The sequence below is a fragment of the Anaerotignum sp. MSJ-24 genome, from assembly GCF_018918145.1.
GTDB lineage: Bacteria > Bacillota > Clostridia > Lachnospirales > Anaerotignaceae > Metalachnospira.
Genome location: NZ_JAHLPX010000001.1, coordinates 19,810 through 42,562, shown reverse-complemented (window position 1 = coordinate 42,562; position 22,753 = coordinate 19,810). Strand labels below are relative to the sequence as shown.

19 protein-coding genes and 1 pseudogene are annotated in these 22,753 nt (G+C 39.3%); 2 read left to right on the top strand and 18 right to left on the bottom strand.

Translation table 11 applies throughout. The features are described 5' to 3' along the window. Positions 1-3: 3 nt before the first annotated feature. The 6 genes from murJ to KQI66_RS00160 all read right to left on the bottom strand — a co-directional run bounded on the left by murJ (position 4) and on the right by KQI66_RS00160 (position 8,273). The gene (murJ, locus tag KQI66_RS00185; RefSeq protein ID WP_216426693.1) at positions 4-1,578 is read right to left on the bottom strand and encodes a murein biosynthesis integral membrane protein MurJ; all 1,575 of its coding nucleotides are present in this window, start codon (positions 1,576-1,578) and stop codon (positions 4-6) included. A 22-nt stretch (positions 1,579-1,600) separates the two neighbouring features. After that, entirely contained in the window at positions 1,601-4,393 is a 2,793-nt protein-coding gene (locus tag KQI66_RS00180; RefSeq protein WP_216426692.1) for a phosphodiester glycosidase family protein, read from the bottom strand. Positions 4,394-4,397: 4 nt separating this feature from the next. Beyond that, on the bottom strand, positions 4,398-4,874 hold the full coding sequence (locus tag KQI66_RS00175) for a hypothetical protein (RefSeq protein WP_216426691.1): 477 nt from the start codon (positions 4,872-4,874) through the stop codon (positions 4,398-4,400). A 173-nt stretch (positions 4,875-5,047) separates the two neighbouring features. Further along, entirely contained in the window at positions 5,048-5,611 is a 564-nt protein-coding gene (locus tag KQI66_RS00170) for a DUF3877 family protein (RefSeq protein ID WP_216426690.1), read from the bottom strand. 13 nt (positions 5,612-5,624) lie between these two features. Beyond that, positions 5,625-6,944, bottom strand: a complete 1,320-nt coding sequence (locus tag KQI66_RS00165) for an LCP family protein (protein WP_216426689.1) — start codon at positions 6,942-6,944, stop codon at positions 5,625-5,627. A gap of 18 nt (positions 6,945-6,962) precedes the next feature. Further along, complete coding sequence (locus KQI66_RS00160; RefSeq protein WP_253287617.1) at positions 6,963-8,273, bottom strand: LCP family protein; 1,311 nt, start codon at positions 8,271-8,273, stop codon at positions 6,963-6,965. Positions 8,274-8,641: 368 nt separating this feature from the next. Between KQI66_RS00160 and KQI66_RS00155 the strand changes: the two genes are divergently transcribed. Then, the gene (locus KQI66_RS00155) at positions 8,642-10,525 is read left to right on the top strand and encodes an LTA synthase family protein (protein WP_216426687.1); all 1,884 of its coding nucleotides are present in this window, start codon (positions 8,642-8,644) and stop codon (positions 10,523-10,525) included. Positions 10,526-10,887: 362 nt separating this feature from the next. Here KQI66_RS00155 and KQI66_RS00150 read toward each other — a convergent pair whose 3' ends face one another. From KQI66_RS00150 to gpr, 4 genes are all read right to left on the bottom strand, one after another. Then, on the bottom strand, positions 10,888-11,055 hold the full coding sequence (locus KQI66_RS00150; protein ID WP_216426686.1) for a hypothetical protein: 168 nt from the start codon (positions 11,053-11,055) through the stop codon (positions 10,888-10,890). Positions 11,056-11,343: 288 nt separating this feature from the next. Beyond that, on the bottom strand, positions 11,344-12,963 hold the full coding sequence (locus tag KQI66_RS00145; protein WP_216426685.1) for an ABC-F family ATP-binding cassette domain-containing protein: 1,620 nt from the start codon (positions 12,961-12,963) through the stop codon (positions 11,344-11,346). 34 nt (positions 12,964-12,997) lie between these two features. Further along, positions 12,998-13,960: a hypothetical protein gene (locus tag KQI66_RS00140; protein ID WP_216426684.1), complete on the bottom strand. Its 963-nt coding sequence runs from the start codon at positions 13,958-13,960 to the stop codon at positions 12,998-13,000. A 126-nt stretch (positions 13,961-14,086) separates the two neighbouring features. Beyond that, positions 14,087-15,061 (bottom strand): GPR endopeptidase, encoded by a 975-nt coding sequence (gpr, locus tag KQI66_RS00135; RefSeq protein ID WP_253287598.1) that lies wholly within the window; start codon positions 15,059-15,061, stop codon positions 14,087-14,089. Positions 15,062-15,303: 242 nt separating this feature from the next. On the opposite strand from gpr, the gene rpsT reads away from it, so the two are divergent. Then, complete coding sequence (gene rpsT, locus KQI66_RS00130; protein WP_216426683.1) at positions 15,304-15,564, top strand: 30S ribosomal protein S20; 261 nt, start codon at positions 15,304-15,306, stop codon at positions 15,562-15,564. Between the two features lie 86 nt (positions 15,565-15,650). On the opposite strand, the gene KQI66_RS11180 is transcribed toward rpsT, so the two are convergent. The 8 genes and pseudogenes from KQI66_RS11180 to KQI66_RS00095 form a co-directional block, all read right to left on the bottom strand. Continuing rightward, positions 15,651-16,127, bottom strand: coding sequence for an MATE family efflux transporter (locus KQI66_RS11180; protein WP_253287597.1), 477 nt, complete (start codon positions 16,125-16,127; stop codon positions 15,651-15,653). Next, positions 16,103-16,521 (bottom strand): annotated as a pseudogene (locus KQI66_RS11175) (stalk domain-containing protein). Before KQI66_RS11175 ends, KQI66_RS11180 begins: the two are co-directional and overlap by 25 nt. A 191-nt stretch (positions 16,522-16,712) precedes the next feature. Further along, the gene (locus KQI66_RS00120) at positions 16,713-17,057 is read right to left on the bottom strand and encodes a type II toxin-antitoxin system PemK/MazF family toxin (protein WP_216426682.1); all 345 of its coding nucleotides are present in this window, start codon (positions 17,055-17,057) and stop codon (positions 16,713-16,715) included. Positions 17,058-17,179: 122 nt separating this feature from the next. After that, positions 17,180-18,340 carry an alanine racemase gene (gene alr / locus KQI66_RS00115; RefSeq protein ID WP_216426681.1) on the bottom strand — a complete coding sequence of 387 codons (1,161 nt, stop codon included), beginning with the start codon at positions 18,338-18,340 and terminating at the stop codon, positions 17,180-17,182. Positions 18,341-18,354: 14 nt separating this feature from the next. Further along, positions 18,355-18,990, bottom strand: coding sequence for a LolA family protein (locus tag KQI66_RS00110; RefSeq protein WP_216426680.1), 636 nt, complete (start codon positions 18,988-18,990; stop codon positions 18,355-18,357). Between the two features lie 389 nt (positions 18,991-19,379). Beyond that, the gene (locus KQI66_RS00105) at positions 19,380-20,912 is read right to left on the bottom strand and encodes an NAD(P)H-hydrate dehydratase (protein WP_216426679.1); all 1,533 of its coding nucleotides are present in this window, start codon (positions 20,910-20,912) and stop codon (positions 19,380-19,382) included. Positions 20,913-20,914: 2 nt separating this feature from the next. Beyond that, positions 20,915-21,289 carry a holo-ACP synthase gene (gene acpS / locus KQI66_RS00100; protein WP_216426678.1) on the bottom strand — a complete coding sequence of 125 codons (375 nt, stop codon included), beginning with the start codon at positions 21,287-21,289 and terminating at the stop codon, positions 20,915-20,917. A gap of 312 nt (positions 21,290-21,601) precedes the next feature. Next, a complete protein-coding gene (locus tag KQI66_RS00095) occupies positions 21,602-22,699 on the bottom strand; it encodes an Ldh family oxidoreductase (RefSeq protein ID WP_216426677.1) in 1,098 nt (365 codons plus the stop codon). Positions 22,700-22,753: the final 54 nt, after the last annotated feature.

Below are 22,753 nucleotides of genomic sequence, written 5' to 3'. Positions count from 1 at the left end.
CTGTTATTCCTCCGTTCCTTTTTTCTTTATTATATTCTTGGCATATTTAAGCACAAGAGTCATTTCGTAAAGCTTTGTAATTTTTGTCATTACCGCATAAACGATAATTCCGACAACAACCGATATTCCTATAACGATTACTTTCATTATAAGTGAACCGGCAGAGCCCCAAAGAATATTTTTAACTGCCGTAACCGCAATTCCCATAACGACAGCAGATATTATCATCTTTATTATCGAACTGCCGAAGCCTTTCATATCAGCATCCTTATTTTTTCTTCTGAGCGCAATAAAAAGCACAAGGCCATATACAGTTGAAGATATTGCCGAGGCAAGTGCAAGTCCCGAAACTGCCATTTTGCCGACAAGTATTTTACAAAGCACAAGATTGACGGCAATGGAAACAAAACCGGCAATAAACGGTGTTTTTCCGTCCTGTTCCGCATAATAAGCTCGGCTGATTATCGTCTGAAGTCCGTAACCGAACATACCAAGCGCAAAAAAGAAAAGTGCCTGTGCCGTAATGCCTGTCGAAAAGGCATCGAACGCACCTCTTTCGTATATAAGCGATATAATCTGTCCGCTAAGGCACATTACGCCGACGGTCATCGGTATTATTATAAAGGATAAAACCCTTGTTGTCATAATTACTGTGTTAAAAAAAGCATTTTTTTCATTATTAGCTGTCATTCGTGAAAGTCTTGGGAAAATAACATTTGCCACTGACAGAACAAAAACGCCTACTATAATCGTATAAAGATTATTGGCGTACTCTATGGCTGAAACACCTGCACCTTCATAAAGAGTAGATGCAAAACGTGTATTGATTGCTACGTTAATAGGCTGTACCCATGTGCTTACCATAACCGGAAGCATGAGCAAAAGCACTTTTTTTATGTTATCGTCATGCCTTACATTGAGCATAGGCTTATAACGATACCCTTTTTTAATCAATGACGGTATCTGCATAACTGCCTGCATTGCCCAGCCGATAAGGAAAGCAGCCGCAAGGCCGAAGATACCCATACTTCTGTTAAAGAACAAATAATAGATAATTATAATTCCGTTTGAAACTATACTGAGTGCCGCCGGAATAGTAAATTCATCAAAGGATTGGAGCACTCCGACAAAAGAATATGCAATTCCCGTAAATATAACCGTAGGGAACATAAATATTAAAAGCTTTGAAGAAAGCGATGCCGTTTCAGCATCAAAGCCGACCGCAAACAGATTGACAAGCTGTGGTGCAAAAGCCATGCCTGCCACAGTAAGTGCAGCCGTTACAACAAAAATAAGCGATACAAATTTATTTGTAAATTTAAAAGCCTCGTCTTTGCCTTTTTTTTCAAGACATTCGTTAAATATAGGGATAAAGCTGGCGGATATAGCGGACGCAAAAATTGCATCGAAAAATACCCTTGGTATTCTGCTGGCAGTCAAAAATGCATTAGCCTCCATACCCGAACCGTAGTTAGCCGCAAGAAGCATATCCCTTACAAGTCCGAGAACCTTTCCGACCAGTGTTATTATCATCATAGAGCCTGCCGCTCTGACTGCTTTATCGTTATTATCCGCCATGACCTTACCTCTTAAAAATTATTTAAAAAACCTTACTTATATCATAAACCATTCCTGTTGAATCAACCTTTACAGTAAGTGTTGTATAGGCTGTATTAACAGAACCGTTGGAATTGAAAAGGTTTGGAAGATTTATATATCTTATTCCGTCCTTAACAGTGTTCCAAGAGCCTGTTCCGCTTGCAGAAACAACATAAACATTCTTTCCGCTGTCACGGAGCTTTCCGAGTGCCGTTCTCATAAGCTCTGTTTCCGAGCTGTCCGAGAAGTTGCTCGGAGTTACGTCCATAATAAATATTACATTTGTATTGCCTGCGGCATTAATGTCATTTGAAAATCTCTGCCACTGGCTTGCCTGTGTTGACTTAAGTCCGCCGTTTTTAGCCGTAAGCTGAACGATACTGAGATTAGCATTATTATAATTGTAAAAATTATATGTATTTGAATATCTCAATGTCTGAACCGACGGTGACACTGCCGAGCTGTTTGCTCCGGCAAGCACAGCCAGATCACTGTTTCTCGAAAGAGCCGCATTGACAGCCGCAAGTGATGAACCGTAGTTATTTGCCGATGAAGGAACAGCAGTTGCTCCGCCTATTGTTACATAATACGAACCTTCTACCTTATTTACAATACCCACATTCTGTCTGTCGGTAAATATTGAATCGGCAGGCTTAGAAACGGAAGAATCCGCAACAACCGCTCTTATGTTATCAAAAGCAACACTCTGTGTGGCTGTGTTTGTGTTTGAAAGAGCCGCAACATATATTGTTTTGAGCTTTATAGGATAAGCCACGCCTGTCGGAACAGATGCAGTTACATCCTTCCAGCCGCTCCAGTTGAGTGTCTTTGTAAAATCAACCGTATATTCCTTGCCGTTGTTATCGACAATCTTTCCTCTTACCCATTGTTCTGTTCCGTTGCCCTTAACAGACATTGTTATCGTTGTCGGTGAACCGTTGAAAACAACGGGATTTGACAGGTTGGCATAAGCTGCCTGTGTTGTTGAGGCAGAAGCCATTGTGTAGTTAAGCACAAGTGACTTGGCTCCGTCAGATGCGGTTGAAGAATAAGCCGCATTTCCGCTAACCGTCGTAGGATAAGCCGAGAACGAAACTGCAGGCGAGCCTTCAAATGACTCAACAGTTTTGAGTGTTCCGCCGACTACAACCGATATGTAACACTTAACTCCGTTCTTTTCGCACTCTATGTAGCCTGTTCCGTTTGACGTTGCGGTAAATGTATTGCCGTTCATAGAGCCTATCGCATTATTGGAAAGTGTGTATGTAATTCCGTTTGATACTGAAAGCGAATATCCTTCGGTATCCTTAGCTGTAAATGTAAAGCTTGCTGTCTGTCCGGGTGCAAGCGTTACCATAGACACATTAGGTGTTATTGTGTTTGCATTTGAGAACACAACCGTATCGACTGCGGTAACTCCGCCGTATGATGCGGTAACAATTACCGAACCGGGTTCATCGCAATAAAGAACACCGTTTGACACATAGGCGTTTCCGCCGACTGCACTGTATACAACATCATTTGCAGGAACATTTACCTTATTATAATAGCTGTCATATCCCTTTACGCTGAGTGAAACGCCCTGACCTACGATTGCCCTGTCTGCCGAAGCTGTAAGCTTAAGCTGACTTAAAGCACCTGTCGATGATGTATTGAAAACTCCGAGAGCTGTCATAATTCTTCTCGGTGTACCTTCGGAAACATTGTTTTTGATTGATAATGAGTTTTCATCAACCGTTTCGGCAACCATTGTGCTTGAGCCGCCTCCGTCAAGGTGCATTGCGTTATATGCACCGTATTCCTTCATTATCTGTGCCATTTCCGAATGAGTTGCACCTATGCTTGTTCCACGTCCGTCAACAACAACGAGTATAAGATGCTTCTGGTCCTGAGAAATACCAAGACCTGTTCTGGGTTGTCTTCCGCTGATGATAGTTCCATCGGAAACCTCTGCACCGTTTACCAGCATTCTTCCGCCGCCGCCGACTGCTGTTTCAATGGAGTCAAGGTCGATTGAAGAAGAAATAACCGTCTGAACAACATCGCCAACATGGAAATTCTGTTCAGCATATGTCGCATAAGAATCCTTTACAATTATAAGATACCCGTCCTCCGGACAATTAACCGTTTCTCCCGGCTGTGAAATATTTGTAATCATATTATTCACAACCGTAAGCTTAACAAGTCCGCTGAAACGTGCATCAAGATCCTTTGTATTAGGTGCCGCCTCCGAATTGAAATATATCGGATAAATCATCTGTGTTATTTTATTGATTGACGCAAGCTCAAGCTTTGCCCCTGTTTCATTTACGAAATTAGCCTGAAACTTAAGATAATCAATAAAACTTCTTCCGTTTTCGTCAAGGAAATATGCCGCAAATTCCTTTGATGAAAGGTTTTTGTCCGTTCCTACCGAAACAAGCTCACCATCGGCAATAACCGGACCGAATGACGCCGAATAAGAACCGGTAAGTCCGAAGAAATCAGCATTTACTCCGGCAACGGCACCACTGTCATTAAGTATTTTAAGTGCTGTTTCCTTAAGTCCGTATTCTGTTGAGCTTTCGACCGGCGCTATCTTAACATTATCCGATGTCAAGTCAATATCCAGTGCATAAATATTCTGCCAGCCGTCCGATGTAAGCCTGTGTTCATAGGAATATGTAACGCCCTTTGTGACAATTTCCTCAGTTTTGTCACCGTAAAGCTTGTCTGCCATAGCAACAGCCGAAAATCCGAAGGACATTCCGAAAACAAGAACCGCTGCTGCCGCAAGCTTTATGTATTTTTTCATATTATCACTCCTTGCCGGTATTTATTTGATACCCGCCCTTAATTAAAACTCTGACTCTGTCCTTTGCCGTAAGTCCTGTGCCTTCGGTCTGAACAACATAAAGATGATTATGCATAATCTCCATGCCGTCCTCAAGAACTCCGCCCATCGTAATATCAACGAGGTTATCATTAAGACAAATAGCCGTTGCATGTCCGATTGTTACTATTGCTGTACTGCCTGCCGCAAACTCTATTGTCTGATTTTTTTCAAGCTCAACAATATCATAAATAGAATTTGTTGTAAGATTTTTGGCATAGCTTTCTACCTGACTTGTTGTGTTATCGGTTTCTTCAACATATCCGTTTTCTATTGTGGAATGGAGTATTTCTGAAAAATTATCCGGAGTATGTATACTCCTGTCCTCAATAATAACCGAAACTGCAGTTGCACAGGCGGCAACAATCAGCACAACTAAAGCTGTTTTAATTTTCTTGTCCATATTAATCACCCATTGTATCACATTATTTATATTATCATATTCTTCGTTTATTAAGACACAGCTTGATAAATTTTAATAAAATCGTAACAAATGTTAAGCCGAAAACAGATTTTTAACTTAGTATTTTAACGCAAATTATCCCGCCTGTTTTATAAGGCAGGATAATAAAATTCTTAATGCAGATGTCCTTCGTGGCTTGCATGCACGATTGTATCAAAATCATAATCTATGAGCCTATGATAATAGCTGCCCATCACATCAAATGTAAAGCAGTATTTATATTCATCTATACTCTCGTCTTTAAAATACACGACATACTGAAATTCGGAATCATCTATTTCCTCACAGACATAATCCTGACTTTCAGCCGCAAATATTTCTTTTATCTGCTCGAGCGTACAGTTTCTTCCTCTTATTGTATCAATAAGCTGTCTGAGGAAAAATCTTCTCGGATTGCTCTCCATTATTATATCTATACCGTTGCTGTATACTCTTATTCCGTAACGGTTATCCGAAGCTGTTTCAACATCGACTCTGCCGAGCTTTTTCTCCGCATATGTCTTAAATTCATTAAGCTTTTCGGGCAGCTCTTCTTTTTTGCAGCCAAGAAGGAACGCAGCAAGCTCCTGTGTATAATAAATACACATACTGCTGTTATGCTGTTCGTCCAGCTTAAGCATCATTTCAAATATTGAATCCGAAAGATTTTTTAAAAGATAGTCTTTTCCGCTTTCCATAGTTCCACCCTGTTTATTCGTTAGTTTTCGGTATTGATGTAATATCGCCCTGTTCAAGTCCGAGAATTATCATTATATCGGTATTTCCGTCAAGAAGAAGGTCATCGGCAACAATTACGGCATTGTCGAAATAAGGAAGCAAATCTTCGCCCATTCCGCTTTCTTTAACCACAATTCTTGTATAATCGGTCTGCTCACCGTTATAGGTTGTGACATTGCTTATTGTGTATCCGTCACTCTTAAGCACTTCGCTTACTCTTCCGGCAAGACCTGTTGTGTTTCCGCCATTTGAAACCTCAATCTTTTTACGCTTGCTTGATGTTGAAACCGAACCTGTTGTATAGAAAATTTCGTCAACCGTTCCCGCAACTTCCGATGTATCCACAATATAATAGCTTGCACCGCTTATCATCTGAGGATATCCGGGAACTGTTTCGGTTATTATCTCGCTTGATTTAAGCTGATTGATATATTTTGCATATTTAAGCATATCAGCTAACTTAAGGTCTGTATCTACATATTCAAAGGCAGCCTTAATAAGCTGAGGTGCATTTGAAATAATTGTTTCACTGTCAAGTATCTTGCTTACGAAAGCAGAGAAGAACTGATGCTGAACTTCAATACGTCCAAGGTCACCTGTCGGATATTTTCTGAAACGCACAAGCTGTTCTGCCTGGTCACCGTCAAGGTGTTGCTGACCTTCCTTAAGATTGATATAAAGTCCCTGTACAGGGTCACTGTAATACATATCCTGTGGGACATACATATCTACACCATCAATTATATCAACAACTTCTCTGAATGCATCTGTGTTAAACTTAACATAATTATCAATTTTTATTCCAAGAAGATCCTCAAGCTGAAGTTCAAGACATTCCATTCCATCATTCTTTCCATAAACATTTACAGCATTAAGCTTAACAACACTTGGGGGATTCATTCCATTATCGTTTGCAATTTTTCTTACCGAAGGAATTATTTCAGTATAAGTATCTCTCGGTATTGAAAGCATTTTTACCGTGCCTGATTCCGTATCAACATTAACAACAAATATAACATCAGTTCTTGTTTCACCCTTATCAAGGCCGCATACAAGAATATTTGTATTGATGCTTTCGTTTGTCGTAAGCATATTTCCGATTACATCTGTAACTTTCGGAGGTGTTTCATATCCTTTTTCAGGTGTATATGTTGCCTTTGTATAGGCATAAACACCGATGAACGAAAATGCCAAAAAACATACCAAGATTATAAGCAATGTTCTAAAAAATATAAACACCGAACTATGCTTCTTTTTACCTTCTTTTTTATTTTGATTGTCTGCTTTACCCATAACCTTCTCCTAAATATTTTACTGTTCCTCTGAACCTGTAATTATTTTTATATCAGTACCGGAAGAAATCTGCGATGCATCAACAATAACTTCTGCCGATTTAAACAAATCAACAAGGTCATCGCCAATTCCGTCCTCCGATACATAAATACGTGTCTGCGGCATCTTTGTTCCGTCATAGGAAGAAATTTCCGTAACATTATATCCGAGAGCATTAAGTCTTTCCTGTGTTGCGGCGGCATAACCGTTTTTGAAACCACCGTTTGCAACCTCTATTTTATAATCCTTGCTTGCTCCTGCCGAAGAACCTTCTGTTGCTGTATCTTCCTCAACTATACCTTTGAAAACTCTGTCGGACATTTCCTTTATTCCGTCATAATCCGGAATATACATATTTTCGGCTGTTCCGGGTATTGTTTCCATTGTTATTTTTGATGTATCTATGAGAGATATATATTTAAGATAGCTTATGCAGTCAACCAGAGTCATATCTGTTTTTACATATTTATATACTGCTTGTACAACTGCCGTCATATCGCTCAAAACATTTTCTGAATCGAATAATTTGTTTATCACAGCCTTCATAAATTCATGCTGTGTTTCGATTCGTCCTATATCCTGCTGTGCATATCCCTTTCTGAAACGTACAAGCTGTTCTGCCTCTGCTCCGTCAAGATGCTGTTCACCTTCTTTAAGGTTAATAAGCGGACCACCGTTATCTCTCATGTCCCAATACATATCCATAGGTACATACATATCTACACCACCGATTGCATCGACAATTTCTTTAAATGCCGTTATGTTTATTGCAACATAATGGTCAATATCTATATCAAGGAGATCTTCAAGCACCTGAACAAGATATTCATTATTCTTTTCCGGTCCGGCATAGGCATATACCTCTGTAATCTTACATTCGCCTACCGTACCGTATTTTGTCGGTATATAATCGTCTCTGCCGTTGTTCTTCATGTCGAGCATCATGCTGTCGCTCATAAATACCTGTGTATCTCTCGGAACGGAAACAAGATCCATTTCTCCGCTTGAGGTATCGAAGGAAACAACGAAAATAACGTCTGAATGTATTTCGTCCTCATCAAGTCCCATTACTGCAAAATTTATCTTCTGGTCGGCAATTACGGCATTTACATCAGATTTTTCTTCATCACCGTTCAAAGCCGCCTTTTTATCAGCACTCGATTTATAAGCCGTAGCGGCAAGAACAAATACTGCCGAAAACACAAAAACAATGATAGCCACCGTCAGAAAAAATCTTCCGATAAGCTTGTTTCTTCTACGTTTTTCTCTGTAATCATTATCATATCTCATGCTCACTGAATATCTTCTCCCCGTTATATTTTAATAAACAATCCTATTTTTGAAATTTAACTAATACATTATATCAAAAATTCGCCGATAAAACAATAAATTCGTTAATATTATACAATTTTTAATAAAATCTTAAGCAATTTAACCTTTAAAAATTACTCTTAACGTCATTTTACACTATCTGTCGTCAAAATGGAACTTATATAATGTAAAAAAATACATGACGGAAAAATATATGCACATTTTGGATAAACTCTGAAATTAGATGTGTATATCAATAATATTTGCAAAATTGGCTCAAAAGCATTAATATAGAAAAATCGGGGCCACCCCTAAGTTTTAATGAATGTTTAACGGAGGCTTAACATATGAACAAGAAATTAAAAACCTTCAGACCGGACATTCTGCCGTCGTTTATAGCTATAATAATTGTTTCGCTTTTAACCACCGGCTTTATGTTTTATTATTCTCCCGGTTCACTGAGTACATTTTTATCACTGCTCAAACAGCAGCCTGCTTTATTTTTTCTTAACTATCTTCCTGTAATTTTATCGATGCTGATAATATATTTCGTTACGGGAAATTCATTTTTAGGTGCAACATTTCCTGCCGGAATATGGGCGGCATTTGCCTTCTGCAACCGTCAGAAAATAAAAATGCGGCAGGATCCGGTTGTCCCGAGCGACCTTGCTGTTTTTACGGAAGTAAAATCTCTGCTTAAAAATTTTGATCCGTACTATGTAAAACTTGGAATAACCATTGTCGTTGCGTTCTTTATAATATGTATAATCGAAATTATATTTATCCGCAAGGACAAAAAGCTTACATGGAAAAAACAGCTTATCGGTGCGGCAGTAACAATAGGCATAACCGCCCTTCTTTACTGCACTACATATACAAACACAGAGCTTTATGACAGCTTTATGGTTGACGGAAACCAGTATTTCAAGGTAAATCAGTATGTCTCAAAGGGCTTTACTTACAGCTTTTTATATGATATTGAAAATCTTAAGGTTGCAAAGCCTGATAATTACAATCCAACCGAATTTGAGTCTGAAGAATACACTTCCAAGCCGGACGTACTCGAAGATGTTGCAAAGCCAAACATAGTTATGATAATGAGTGAGGCTTTTTCGGACATAAGCATTGCCGATGACATCAGTTTTGAAGGCTATGACGAACCATTGGAATTTTATAAGGAATTTATACAGCGTGGTGATGTGCTTTCCGGACATATTGTTGTTCCGAACTTCGGCGGCGGTACATCCGATACGGAATTTGATGTGCTTACCGCCTGTTCAACAAGATATATCAACTCATCACAGATAAGCTACAACATTCTCAATAATAATCTCGAGGCTATACCGAGCCTTCTCAAAAACAACGGCTATGACACACTCGCAATCCATCCAGGTTACGGCTGGTTCTACAACAGAAACAATGTTTATAAGCTTCTCGGCTTTGATGATTTTCTCAGTCTTGAAACCTCGTTTGATGCCGAAAAGCAGAACAAAGGCGGATATATTTCTGACGAAGCCACAGCCGAAAGCATTATCGAAAATTTTGAAAAGCACACAGCGGAAAGCGGCAATCCTCTGTTTGAATTCTGTGTAACAATTCAGAATCACGGCCCTTATGGTGAAAAGTATACCGACCTTGCCAGAAATTTTACAAGCAATACAAACCTTACAGAGGACGAAGAAGCCATTTATTCGGGATATTTCGAAGGCATTGATGATGCAGACAAGCAGATTGAAGACCTTGTAAACTATTTCAGCAACTCGGATGAGCCTGTTGTGCTTGTGTTCTTCGGCGATCATCTCCCCGGATTTTCAAACGGAATGACTTATTTCGACCAGTTCAGACAAGATATAAATATGAACGGAAATATCGAAGAGCGTGCAAAAGCATATGAAACACCGTATTTCGTATGGGCAAATGATGCGGCAAAGACAATGACAAATTACAGCAAAAACATTAAGAGCATTGACCTTCCGGATAATCATATAATCAGCTCGTCCTTCCTCGGTTCGACCGTTATGGAGCTGCTTGATATGGAAAACATATCGCCGTTCATTGAATATGCAAACGAAATAAGACGAGTTTTGCCGGTTGCATCAGGCAACATAATAATGTATCAGGACGGAACCTTCACCGATATGATAACCGCCGATGAACAGGCAATGATTGAAAAATATAAACGCTGGATATATTACAAAATATTTGATGAATATTCGTTCTTCAAGGAATGATGTGAAAAAGGCTGCTGTATCTTTTGAAACAGCAGCCTTAAGTGCTTTTACTTTTTATCCATCTTATTACGGATAAACACTCTGAGAATAACACAAACAATAATCACCGCTAAAGAAGCCGCACTATACAGTAATGCCTCTGTATACCACGGAGCTGAATAAGAACTGTACAGATTGGGAAAACATTTATACTCATAAAAATCCATACCGGTTTTTATTACTATTACATATAAGCTTGCATAAATGACATATTTTAGAATATTGTAAAGAGTTTTCATGTTTCCTCCTAATTAATCAATAAGATTAAAAATTAATTGCTCCGCTCGTATTCTTATTATAAACCATTGAGAATATCAGTTTACTTATTCCTTGTCCTTGCTAATATAGCCGATAATCGCCATAATAAATCCTATTATAATCAATGCGATTGCAACCCACATAAGAGCATACATTGATTTCGTAAAGCCGCACCACATGAACAAGAAAATTGCCAAAAGCATTAAACTATTTCCAAACATAATATTTTTCATAATGACACCTCCACAAATTTCTATTTTTTATTATACCGTAAATTACTTATCTATCCAAGACTCCATTTAGCAATTAAATTCATTAAACGAAATGCTTTTGGGTATCGGAACTTTTATAATTTCAGAAATCGTATTTTCTTCGCTTTAACTAAAAAGGATAGAGGTTGAGTTTCCTCTTCCTCTATCCTTTTTTACCCCACCTCTTGACAAAGAGCCACTAAAAAGGATAGAGATTGAGTTTTCTCTTTCTCTATCCTTCTTTACAACAACTCTTGACAAAGAGCCTTTTTATTTTAATTTTTCTCTTACCTCAATAAGTCCTTCATTTTTGATGAACTCGTCATATGTTTCTCTTCTGTCGATTATACCGCCGGGAAGAATTTCAATAATTCTGTTTGCGATTGTTTCAACGAACTGGTGGTCATGTGAATCAAAGAGGATAGTTCCCTTATAATCAACAAGTCCGTTATTAAGTGCCTGAATACTTTCAAGGTCGAGGTGGTTAGTAGGCTCGTCAAGCACAAGCACATTCGCACCGGAAATCATCATCTTGCAGAGCATACATCTTACACGCTCACCACCTGAAAGTACATTAGCGGGCTTAAGTGATTCCTCACCGCTGAATAACATTCTTCCGAGCCAGCCTCTAATGTCTGAATCATAACGCTCGCCTTCCTTTGCATATGGTCTTAACCATTCTACAAGTGAATCTGTGCAGTCATCGAAATATTTTGAATTGTCCTTAGGGAAATATGATGTACTTGTTGTTACACCCCATTTATAAGTTCCTTCGTCCGGTTCCATCTCTCCGCAGAGAATCTGGAAAAGAGTTGTTCTTGCAATTTCATCATCGCCTACGAAAGCAATTTTGTCATTAGGCATAACGATAAAGCTTACATCATTAAGCACCTTTTTGCCGTTGATTGTCTTTGAAATGCCCTTAACTTCAAGAACATCGTTTCCTACCTCTCTGTCCTGCTTGAAGCTGCAGAAGGGATAACGTCTTGAAGAAATTCTTAATGTATCCATCTGAAGGTTATCGAGAAGCTTTTTACGGCTTGTTGCCTGTTTTGACTTAGATGCATTTGCAGAGAATCTCTGAATGAACTCTGTGAGCTCTTTAATCTTCTGCTCTGCACGCTTATTCTGATCCTTTATCTGACGGTCAACCATCTGTGAATATTCATACCAGAAATCGTAGTTTCCGACATACATTGTTATCTTACCGAAGTCAATATCGGCTGTATGCGTACATACTGTATTAAGGAAGTGACGGTCATGCGATACAACGATTACAGTGTTTTCAAAGTCAAGAAGGAAATCCTCAAGCCAGTTGATAGATGCAAGGTCAAGGTGGTTAGTAGGCTCGTCGAGAAGAAGTATATCAGGATTTCCGAAAAGAGCCTGTGCAAGAAGAACCTTAACCTTCTGGTTACCTGTAAGCTCACTCATCTTTGCATAGTGGAATTCGTTTGTAATTCCAAGACCGTTAAGAAGGATTTCCGCATTTGATTCCGCCGACCAACCGTCAAGCTCCGCAAACTCGCCTTCAAGCTCGGAAACCTTTATTCCGTCCTCATCGTTGAAATCGGGCTTTGAATAAAGAGCTTCCTTTTCTTCCATTATTTCATAAAGACGTTTATGTCCGTAAAGAACGCATTTGATAACCTCAAAATCATCAAACATGAAATGGTCCTGTCTGAGAACAGCCATACGCTCACCGGGTGTTATTGTTACCGAGCCTGTATTGGGCTCAATATCTCCGGCAAGAATTTTGAGGAAGGTTGATTTTCCGGCACCGTTTGCACCGATAATGCCATAGCAGTTGCCCTTTGAAAATGTTACGTTTACATCCTTAAAAAGAACTCTGCCGCCATACTGTAAAGATACGTCATTTGCACTAATCATAAATTATTTTCTCCTATATATTTATCCTTTGTAATTATTCAGCACTTGCATTTGTTGTGTTTTCCGAATTATCTGTTGTGTTATCCGTGCCGTCTGCCGCTGTATCTGTCTGTGCTCCGTCCGATGATGAATCCGATGAATTCGAAGCCGTTACAGCCGGCATTTCAATGGCATTCTGTGCATCATCCGAAAGCGTTGTGTCAACGCCCTTATTATATTCGGTTACTGTTCCTTCGCACATATATTTATTTGCTGTGATAATCTGCTGGTCATCGGAAATACCGTTTGTTTCGTAAAGAACCGAAAGAAGGCTTGAAACAAGGTCTGTAAGGTCTAAGCTATAACCTACTATTACTCCTTCTTCATTTACAAATATTGATACCTTCTGGTCAGCCGTATTCTTATAATATGAAGCGTCAATAGATGTTCCTATAAGGCCTATTGCTCCTGAGGTTTCCATTACATCCGAAAGCATATCGGCAGGTATTGTTCCTTCAAAACGGTCAACGTCCATTCCGTTATACTGCTCAGAACCCATATTCTGAAGTCCCGATGCCGATTTAATGAAAAGAAGTCCGTTTTCAACAGGATTGTACTGTGAAACAGAATAAGTAAAATCATCTGTTTCTACCTGCTGTTTATACCATACGCCGTTATATCCGGCATAAGCTGTGTTCACTCCGTCAACAGTCTGTAAATACATATCAGATGTATAAGAGTTTTCCGCACTTTCGCCTTCCTTTGTTGATGTTGTTATGGAAGTATGGGCAAAAAATGGTTCTTTGTTATAATCCAAAAGGCTCTCCATTTTAAGCTCTGTTGCATTTCCCTGATAATTAAGCTCGGTGCTGAGTGTAACCGAACCCTTATAATTTTCGAGTGCCTCGGTTTTGCTTACAATATCCGCAACCGTATTGCTGTCAGAGCTGCAGCCTGCTGCCGCAAAAACAAGAAGTGACGAAGTCAAAATCGCAGAAATTTTTTTGAATTTATTCATATTTCTCACCCTTTTGTTATTTTAATTTATTAAATTGTATACACACATTTTTATATTATATTTTAATTTTCCGATTATTGCAAGCATTATGTTTATGCCACAAAAAGCATGAATTATATAAATATTTCATACATATTTGTTAATATCTTCTTTTGTAAGTGCCGGATGTACAGCGATATTTATTGCATTTGAAATAATTTCGGCAAGTCGTTCTATAACCTCATCAACCTCCTTCGGTGTAACAAACATATTTTCAGCATAAGGCTCAAGCAATTCCGCTATCAACGCCTCTCTTTCATCGCCGAGATTGTTCAATGTGTTATAAAACAGCTTTTCCTCCGATGCCTCTGCCATTGCGTAAAGTATCCTTTCCATTGAGTCATTAACGAGCGTTGCCGCAGAAACAACCGTCGGAACGCCTATGCCGATAACAGGAACGCCAAGGCTTTCTTCATTAAGCAGCATTCTTTTGTTGCCTACTCCCGAACCTGGAGAAATTCCGCTGTCGGCAATCTGTATGACCGAATTTATTCTGCTTGTTCTTCTTGCCGCAAGTGCATCTATGGCAATGACTGCATCGGGCTTTATTCTTTCGATTATACCCTTCAATATCTCCGCCGTTTCTATGCCGGTTATGCCCATTACTCCCGGAGCTATCGCCGCAACAGACGCAACACTGTCGTCTATTTTATCGGAAAGCGTATCTCTTATATGCCTTGTGACAAGTATCTTTGCCACAACCTTAGGTCCCAAAGAATCCGGTGTTATATATCTGTTGCCGAGTCCTGCCACAAGAATATTTTTCTCTCTGTCGGAATTCAGAACCGTTTTGAGCATATCGGCTGTTATTTCTATAACTTTCTGTCTGAAATCCGCATCTGCACCCTTCATTTTATCTGCCTCAATACTTATATATGTTCCCTTCGGCTTTCCTACCGCCTCTGCAGCATTGTCGTTTGTTATCCTTACCGTTGTTATCTCTATTCCGTCCGTTCTTTTCATTTCTGTTTCTATACCTTTATAAGTTTCTTCCTTGCTCAAAAGCTCACAGGCCTCCATGGCAAGGTCTGTTCTTACGGAAATTTTATTTGTTTTATTCAAAATATCTGCCTCCTATGCTATAATATAAAAAGAATTTTGCGTTTTTTAATATTTTTCCGCTAAAATTTACAGATATTCATTGACTTATAATTGTTATTGGTTTACAATATTAGCTGTTGATTTGACCGCAACCCTATGGAAAGCACACTCGGCCGTGGTGCTTATCAGTGGTCAAAGTAAGTGATATTCCCCAATATCAAACGAAAAAAATTTTAATAAGCTTATTTTAGGAGGAAATAACGTTGGCTAACATTAAATCAGCAAAGAAAAGAATTAAAGTAATCTCAAAGAAAACATTAAGAAATAAAATGATCAAATCAGCTACAAAGACAGCTGTTAAGAAGGCTCAGCTTGCTATCGCTGCAGGCGACAAGGCTGCTGCTGAGGTAGCTTGCAAAGAAGCTATCGCTGCTATCGACAGAGCATACACAAAGGGAATCTTCCACAAGAATGCTGCTGCAAGAAGAAAATCAACAATCCAGAGACTTTACAACGCTATGTAATGCGTCGTTAAAGACAATATTTCTTAATATCATGATATTAAAGGCTTGGAAATTGCTCCAAGCCTTTTTTATATATCATTATTCTTTTATATCAGACAGAACTTAGTCCACTTCTTTGAATGATACCTTCTGATAAATATAATACCACGAAATACAAGATCCATACTCATTCCTATCGCAATACCTATTACACCCCATCCAAGCACCAAGCCGAACAATGCCGAAAAAGCAAGTCTTGCCGCAATGGTCAGCGTTACGGAAGTAATCATTGTAAACTTTACATCTCCGGCAGCACGCAGACCGTTTCCGAGCGAACCGGCAAACGGATAAAACAGTCCGTTAAAAATATTGTTAATAAGAACAAGCCATATAACAAGGGATTTTGCCTCTGACGAAATAGCCGAATATTTTATAATCAACGGTGTTATTGCAAAAACAAGAGCATTCCAGAGTACAGACAACACAAAAGTTATTTTATTAAGCTTTTTAAAATAAAAATTTGCTGAATCAATGTCTCTTGCACCCATGCACTGCCCTATTACCGTTGTATAAACAGGAGCCATTGCAATCCCATTATCGAGGCCAATGACCATATACTCTGTGCCATACCGTTTGCGGCAATCTGATATGTGCCGAATAAAGCAACCATACTTGAAAGTGCAACCTTAACAAGCTGATGTACACCGTTTTCAATGCCATTAGGTAAAGCAATTCCCATAATTTTCTTTTGCAGTGAACCATTCCAGTTTACTTCTGCACCAATTTCGTCAACAACCAATCTGATTGGTACATATGTACGGTCATTCATTATCTGTGGTGCAACACCGTATGCTTCAAGTACCTTGTCTATTGTCATTGTTATTTCCTTACCATCTATTTTAAGAGTAACTGTCTTTGTTGCATCATTCCAACAACTTCGCCGCCAAGAGTTTCTGTTACTATTCTAATGGAAACCAAAGTTCTGCCATTTACTATAACAGGAGCAACATCGTTTGAAATTTAAATATTTCTATATACATATTTTGTTAATTTTTTAGTTATCTATTTTCGACATATATTGCATTTACATTTGTAAAACTTTTTGTCTGCTTTTGTCCTATAAACACAAAAAGACCCACAGATTTCGCTCTGTGAGTCTTGATTTTTATTCATAATATTCCCAAGCTGATACATAACGCCTTGTTTATCATCATCATAAAAGCATTGTCCGTCGTGCATATTTTTTCTCTCAGTCGTTTTTTATCTATCGTTCTTATCTGCTCAAGAAGAACAACCGAATCCTTGACCAGCGAATATTTTTCGGCTGAAATTTCGATATGTGTAGGCAGTTTAGCCTTATTTATCTGTGATGTAATAGCCGCACATATAACCGTAGGACTGTATTTATTTCCCATATTGTTCTGTATTATAAGCACAGGTCGTATTCCGCCCTGTTCTGAACCTACAACAGGTGATAGGTCGGCATAAAATATATCTCCCCTGGCAACTGTCATCTCAATTCACTCTCCGCCTGCATATTAAAAATAGTTGAGCGGTATGTAATGCTTTTTTATTTTGTCTATGTACCTGCACTTCAACTATCTTCAGCAGGTATTATTGCCCTTTAAAAAAGCTATTATACATATTTAACGGTTTCCGTAACCTTACCGTTTCTTATGTACTGACGAGGTACTCTCTTGGAAAGAGTACAGAATACCTCATAATTTATTGTATTCAAAGCCTTAGCAATGTCATCGGCAGTTATGCTGTTTTCGCCCTGTGTTCCCATAAGGACTACTTCATCATTTATTTTTACGTCATCAATATCCGTAACATCAACCATAAACTGATCCATGCAGATTCTTCCGACTATCGGTGCAAACTTACCCTTTATAAGCACCTTTCCGTCCTTTGCATAGGCTCTTATAAAGCCGTCCGCATAGCCAACGGGAATTGTTGCGATTTTTCTCTTATCCGGTGCTGTATATGTTCTTCCGTAGCTTATGCAGTCGCCCTTTTCAACCTCTTTTACAAAGCTGACATGAGTTTTTATGGACATAACGGGACGAAGATCAAGATTTTCCTTAACAACCTCGTCGGAAGGATAAGCTCCGTAAAGAATTATGCCCGGACGAACCATATTGAGCATCATGGAATCAATATCCATTATAGCCGCAGAGTTTGCCGCATGTCTGACGGGTATATTAAGTCCTCTGTCCTTGAGCATTTTGTCCATTTTCATAAAACGCTCAAACTGCATATTTGTGTATGCCTTATCTGCCTCATCGGAAGCCGCAAAATGAGTGAACATACCGTTTACTTCAATACCGGGAAGCTTTGATATTCTGACAATTTCGTCTGCCGCCTCATCATTTACACGATAGCCTATTCTTCCCATACCGGTATCTATTTTTATATGTACAACTGCCGTTTTGCCTAATCTTACGGCAGTTTTTGAAAGCTTTTCAGCCATTTCATATGAATACATGGTCTGAATAAAGCCGTTATTTATTACATCCTCAAAACGAAGCTCAGGCGTATATCCGAGAAGAAGTATCGGAGCATTTATTCCATGCTTTCTGAGATTAAGTCCTTCGTCAACAACCGCAACCGCAAACCAGTCCGCACCGTTTTCGAGCAATACCTGTGCCACCTCAACCGAACCGTGTCCATAGGCATCTGCTTTTATAACTCCTATTATTCCCGTGCCTTCGGGTGTTTTTTTTCTGATACTCTTGATATTATATTCAAGTGCATCAAGGTCAATCAGAGCAAGTACTCTTTCCTCATCTGTCATTTTTCATTCCTCCGCTACTTAGCCGAAAATACGCTGCTGTCTATTTCGGGATTATATTCAAAATTGTTGTAGGTTATAATGTATCTTTCTCCGCCGTTTTCATCATATATGACGAGCTTAAGCGGCAAAAGCGTTTCGTTATCTACCCACAGCTTTTCAGTTGATATGTATTTGTTGCCTTCGGGAATAACCGCCTCAAGAACCGTACAAACGGATTCATCAAGTGATGCCGCAGTTTCAACCGACACATTCTCCGACATCAAATAGTTTTTGATGAATGTCGATATAAAAAGCTGACTGCCTTTTTGCATTTTAGGCACATCAAGGCTGACTGTTTCATCTGTCTTAGCATTATATTGCTTTACGCTTGTTCCGTCAAAAACAGTATAGTTGCCGTTCATCGCCTCCGGCGACTTGATTTCCATGCGATATTCTCCTGTTATTTTGGAATATTGCGTTGTCTCGTAGGTATTCTCACCTTTATTGGAAAACCTCTGAATAGTTGCGTCCGTTTTTGAGCATTCATACTCCGTAAGCATCTTCTGCACCTTTTCCATCGCCGTCATTTTTTCGCCGCCACAGCCGGATATAATCACACATACAACCAATGCCACAGCCGCACAAACAATTCTCCGAATTACCGTAAGCATATTATTACCTCATATTTCTTTATGGTTATAGTTATATATACTTACACTTATTCGATAAAATGACTTAAGTCGAAAACAGGTTTCCGACTTGTTTAAATTAAGGCATGAACAGTTCATTCCATCGGCTAAAGTCTTGAAACTATTGACCATAGCATGGTGGCGAAGCCACTTTCGCTCGCGAAAGTCATGACTAAGCTGTTCTCCTCGACGGGAATGAATACCGTCTATTGACCGCACAAGACAGTGCGGCGGCAAAGCCGCTTTTGCTTTTTCAAAGCAAAAGTCATGACTGGATGGATTCAATTCAGAAAACTCTTTGTTCTCCGAACCTTTAAGCTAAAAATTCAAATTACTTAACAATACATTAAATTTTATCCAAAATATCATTATTATCTGAACTGCTTGACCGCTTCGGCAATATTTTCCGCAATATCGCCCGCCATAACACCATACGAACCAAGCTTATCTCGGCATATATCACCGCTAAGGCCATGGAGATATACTCCGACAGCCGCCGCATCAAAGGGAGCAAGCCCCTGTGCAATAAGCGACGAAATAACACCGGTAAGAACATCTCCGGAACCGCCTGTTGCCATGGACGGATTTCCGGTTACATTAATGATAACTCTTCCGTCCGGTGAAGCTACAACCGTTCTCGCATCCTTAAGAACAACGATACTATTATACTGCATTGCAAAGTTTCTTGCAACCGAAACGGTGTCATGAAGTATCTCAGATATTTTAAGCCCGGTTAATCTGCTCATCTCTCCGGGATGTGGTGTAATTACCGGAACATGCTTAAGTGAAAGCAGAACCGACGGATTTTTTGATATGGCATTAAGACCGTCGGCATCAATAATAACGGTCTTGTCAACCTCTGTAATAAGCTTATTTACAAACTCAGTTACCTCTTCACTCATGCCAAGGCCGGGGCCTACAGCTATTGCCGAGGCATTACCTATTTTAGGCTCTATGTCCTCTTCATAGCATTCATATCTTACCTTGCCTTCATATTCCGACAAAGGCATAACAACAGCCTCAGGCACAAGCTGCTGAACAACATGTATGCCACTCTGAACTGTGCAGGCATAAACAAGTCCTGCTCCTGCACGAAAAGCACCCTTACAGCACAATGCAACTGCACCCGTCATATCCTTAGAACCGGCAATTATATAAAGTCTTCCGTAACTGCCTTTATTTGTTCTTTTTGCACGTTCGGGAAGTATTTTAAGAATATCGTTTTTGTCCAGAAAGCCTGTTTTTATATCCATAGAATCTATCGTGCTCTGCTGGATTGAAATATTGGCTATTTCTATTCTGCCGCAATGCTCTCCGCCGGGATATAACAGCATTCCTATTTTAGGCAAGGCAAATGTAACCGTTATATCAGCATTAACCGCACAGCCCATTATCTGTCCGTTATCGGAATTTACTCCCGAAGGAATATCTACGCTTATTACCTTCTTTGAATAAGTATTTATTACATTAATAACGTCCGCATAAATGCCGGTTATTTCTCTTGATATACCTGTTCCGAACACCGCATCAACCACAATATCGGCTCTCATTGTTTCGATTACTGCCTCGGTTATATCGGTTATTATATAAAGTCCGCTATTTATTGCCGCTTTATAATTAATTCTTGCATCTTCGCTGAATTTGCTGTTTTCAAACAAAAATGCCAGCTTACATTCGATATTTCTGTCATTAAGTATTCTTGCAAGTGCAAAGCCGTCACCGCCGTTATTGCCCTTTCCCGCAAAAATAAGCACCTTTGGATTCTTTGTATCCCTAAGCTCTTTTTCGCACACATCTGCAACAGCTCTCGCCGCATTTTCCATAAGCACTATTGACGGTATGCCTATTTCTTCGCTTGTAAGTCTGTCGATTTCTCTCATCTGTTCAGCAGTTGCCGCTCTCATAATCAATCCTCTCCTTCTGCAGTTACATATGCCGTTGCATATTGTCTGCAATGCGACATGGAAAGCTGAATATTAATAATGCCATGTCTTTCGGCTATCAGCTTCGCCTTTTCGTGAAGAACTATTGACGGCTTTCCGTTATCATCATGTTTTATTTCCACATCATGCGGTCCAAAGCCGACAAAGCCAGTACCGAGCGCCTTAGCCATGCTCTCCTTTGCCGCAAACATTGCCGCCGCGCTCTCTGCATTGTTTGACCGTTCATAAATATAGCGTATTTCTTCTTCCGTATAGTATTTTGTCATAAATTTGATATTACTTATAAGCTCACTTAATCTGTTTATCTCTATTATATCCGTTCCTATTCCCTTTATCATAAGAATGCCTCCATAATGAAATCTAAGAACATTATACTGTAAATCTAAAAATTCTCATATAACTTCAAATAGTTTAATACTACGATTTACATTTATATTTGTAATATATCACCATGCCGATATAAATGCAATAGGTTTCAGAAATTTATAAATATTTTTTAAATAATCTGAAATTATAATTAAGTGAATATAAAAAGGACGACAGATAATCAATCGTCCAAATAAATATTTATTAAATAATATATTTCAACTCACAGAGAATATCTCTGACATATACAGCGGCACAAATTATGCCGCTGTAATAATTACATATTATTCATATACTATCTTGCCAAGGAACTTCTCCATATCAACGCCGTATTCATCACAGATAACCTGCATTTCCTTAACGGTATTTTCGTTTACGGGGATACCCTCTTTTAATATACGTGCGGTTGCCTCAACCTCTTTTTCACCATGAGTATAAATTCTCGGCTGACCGTCTGCCTTAGGCGCTTCTCTAAGCTCCTTAAGGAACGTAGAAAAATGTTCCTTAATTTCTTCCGGATTTCCGAAAAGATTAGGATTGATTGCCGCAAAACCGTGGCATGTTCCTCCGACCGAGCCTATGTTAGTATGGTTTGATGTAAGTCCCATTGAGAGAATTGAAGAGAATATTTCGGCAAGCATACCATATCCATAGCCCTTATGTCCGCCGCTCTTTTCGGAAATTCCGCCAAGAGGAAGTATACCGCCGCCATTTTTCTGTTCAATGTTTTTAAGAATTTCAGCCGCATTTGAACCGGGCTTTCCTTCAGCATCAACTGTCCAGCCTTCGGGAAGAGGCTCGCCCTTCTTGTTATATACTTCAACCTTACCTCTTGTTACAACCGTTGTTGACGCATCAAAGAAGAAATCATAAGGCTCCGCAGGCATAGCAACGGCAATGGGATTTGAACCGATCATAGCAAGTCTGCCATATGTCGGAACCATAATAGCCTCGCTGTTTGTGACCGAAAAACCGATAAGTCCCTTCTTACATGCCATCTTTGCATAATATCCGGCAATACCGTAATGATTTGAATTTCTTACTGTAACAATACCGAAACCGTTCTTTTCTGCCTTTTCGATTGCCATATTCATTCCGAGATAGCCGGCAAGCTGGCCTGTTCCGTCATGGTTATCGATAACGGCGGAAAGCGGTGTTTCAAAAACAACCTCGGGCTTTGTTCCCATATGAAGTCTGCCGTTTTTAATGCTCTTATAATAACGCACCATTCTCTGCATACCGTGTGATTCGATGCCGTAAAGATCGGCAGTAAGCAGAACGTCTGTTATTATTGCCGCCTCATCGGGTGTATAACCCATTTTTTCGAATACTTCCAAAGAAAATGCCTTTAAGTTTTCATACTGAAGCTTAACGTAAGCCATTATTATGTCCTCCTGTATATAAGCCAAAAAATTTACATTACCCGATAATTTTAA

What these genes read in the sequence shown, in the direction of transcription:
- murJ (WP_216426693.1), bottom strand. Translation starts at nt 1,578, where the DNA reads ATGGCGGATAATAACGATAAAGCAGTCAGAGCGGCAGGCTCTATGATG.
- KQI66_RS00180 (WP_216426692.1), bottom strand. Translation starts at nt 4,393, where the DNA reads ATGAAAAAATACATAAAGCTTGCGGCAGCAGCGGTTCTTGTTTTCGGA.
- KQI66_RS00175 (WP_216426691.1), bottom strand. Translation starts at nt 4,874, where the DNA reads ATGGACAAGAAAATTAAAACAGCTTTAGTTGTGCTGATTGTTGCCGCC.
- KQI66_RS00170 (WP_216426690.1), bottom strand. Translation starts at nt 5,611, where the DNA reads ATGGAAAGCGGAAAAGACTATCTTTTAAAAAATCTTTCGGATTCAATA.
- KQI66_RS00165 (WP_216426689.1), bottom strand. Translation starts at nt 6,944, where the DNA reads ATGGGTAAAGCAGACAATCAAAATAAAAAAGAAGGTAAAAAGAAGCAT.
- KQI66_RS00160 (WP_253287617.1), bottom strand. Translation starts at nt 8,273, where the DNA reads ATGAGATATGATAATGATTACAGAGAAAAACGTAGAAGAAACAAGCTT.
- KQI66_RS00155 (WP_216426687.1), top strand. Translation starts at nt 8,642, where the DNA reads ATGAACAAGAAATTAAAAACCTTCAGACCGGACATTCTGCCGTCGTTT.
- KQI66_RS00150 (WP_216426686.1), bottom strand. Translation starts at nt 11,055, where the DNA reads ATGAAAAATATTATGTTTGGAAATAGTTTAATGCTTTTGGCAATTTTC.
- KQI66_RS00145 (WP_216426685.1), bottom strand. Translation starts at nt 12,963, where the DNA reads ATGATTAGTGCAAATGACGTATCTTTACAGTATGGCGGCAGAGTTCTT.
- KQI66_RS00140 (WP_216426684.1), bottom strand. Translation starts at nt 13,960, where the DNA reads ATGAATAAATTCAAAAAAATTTCTGCGATTTTGACTTCGTCACTTCTT.
- KQI66_RS11180 (WP_253287597.1), bottom strand. Translation starts at nt 16,127, where the DNA reads ATGGCTCCTGTTTATACAACGGTAATAGGGCAGTGCATGGGTGCAAGA.
- KQI66_RS00120 (WP_216426682.1), bottom strand. Translation starts at nt 17,057, where the DNA reads ATGACAGTTGCCAGGGGAGATATATTTTATGCCGACCTATCACCTGTT.
- alr (WP_216426681.1), bottom strand. Translation starts at nt 18,340, where the DNA reads ATGACAGATGAGGAAAGAGTACTTGCTCTGATTGACCTTGATGCACTT.
- KQI66_RS00110 (WP_216426680.1), bottom strand. Translation starts at nt 18,990, where the DNA reads ATGCTTACGGTAATTCGGAGAATTGTTTGTGCGGCTGTGGCATTGGTT.
- KQI66_RS00105 (WP_216426679.1), bottom strand. Translation starts at nt 20,912, where the DNA reads ATGAGAGCGGCAACTGCTGAACAGATGAGAGAAATCGACAGACTTACA.
- acpS (WP_216426678.1), bottom strand. Translation starts at nt 21,289, where the DNA reads ATGATAAAGGGAATAGGAACGGATATAATAGAGATAAACAGATTAAGT.
- KQI66_RS00095 (WP_216426677.1), bottom strand. Translation starts at nt 22,699, where the DNA reads ATGGCTTACGTTAAGCTTCAGTATGAAAACTTAAAGGCATTTTCTTTG.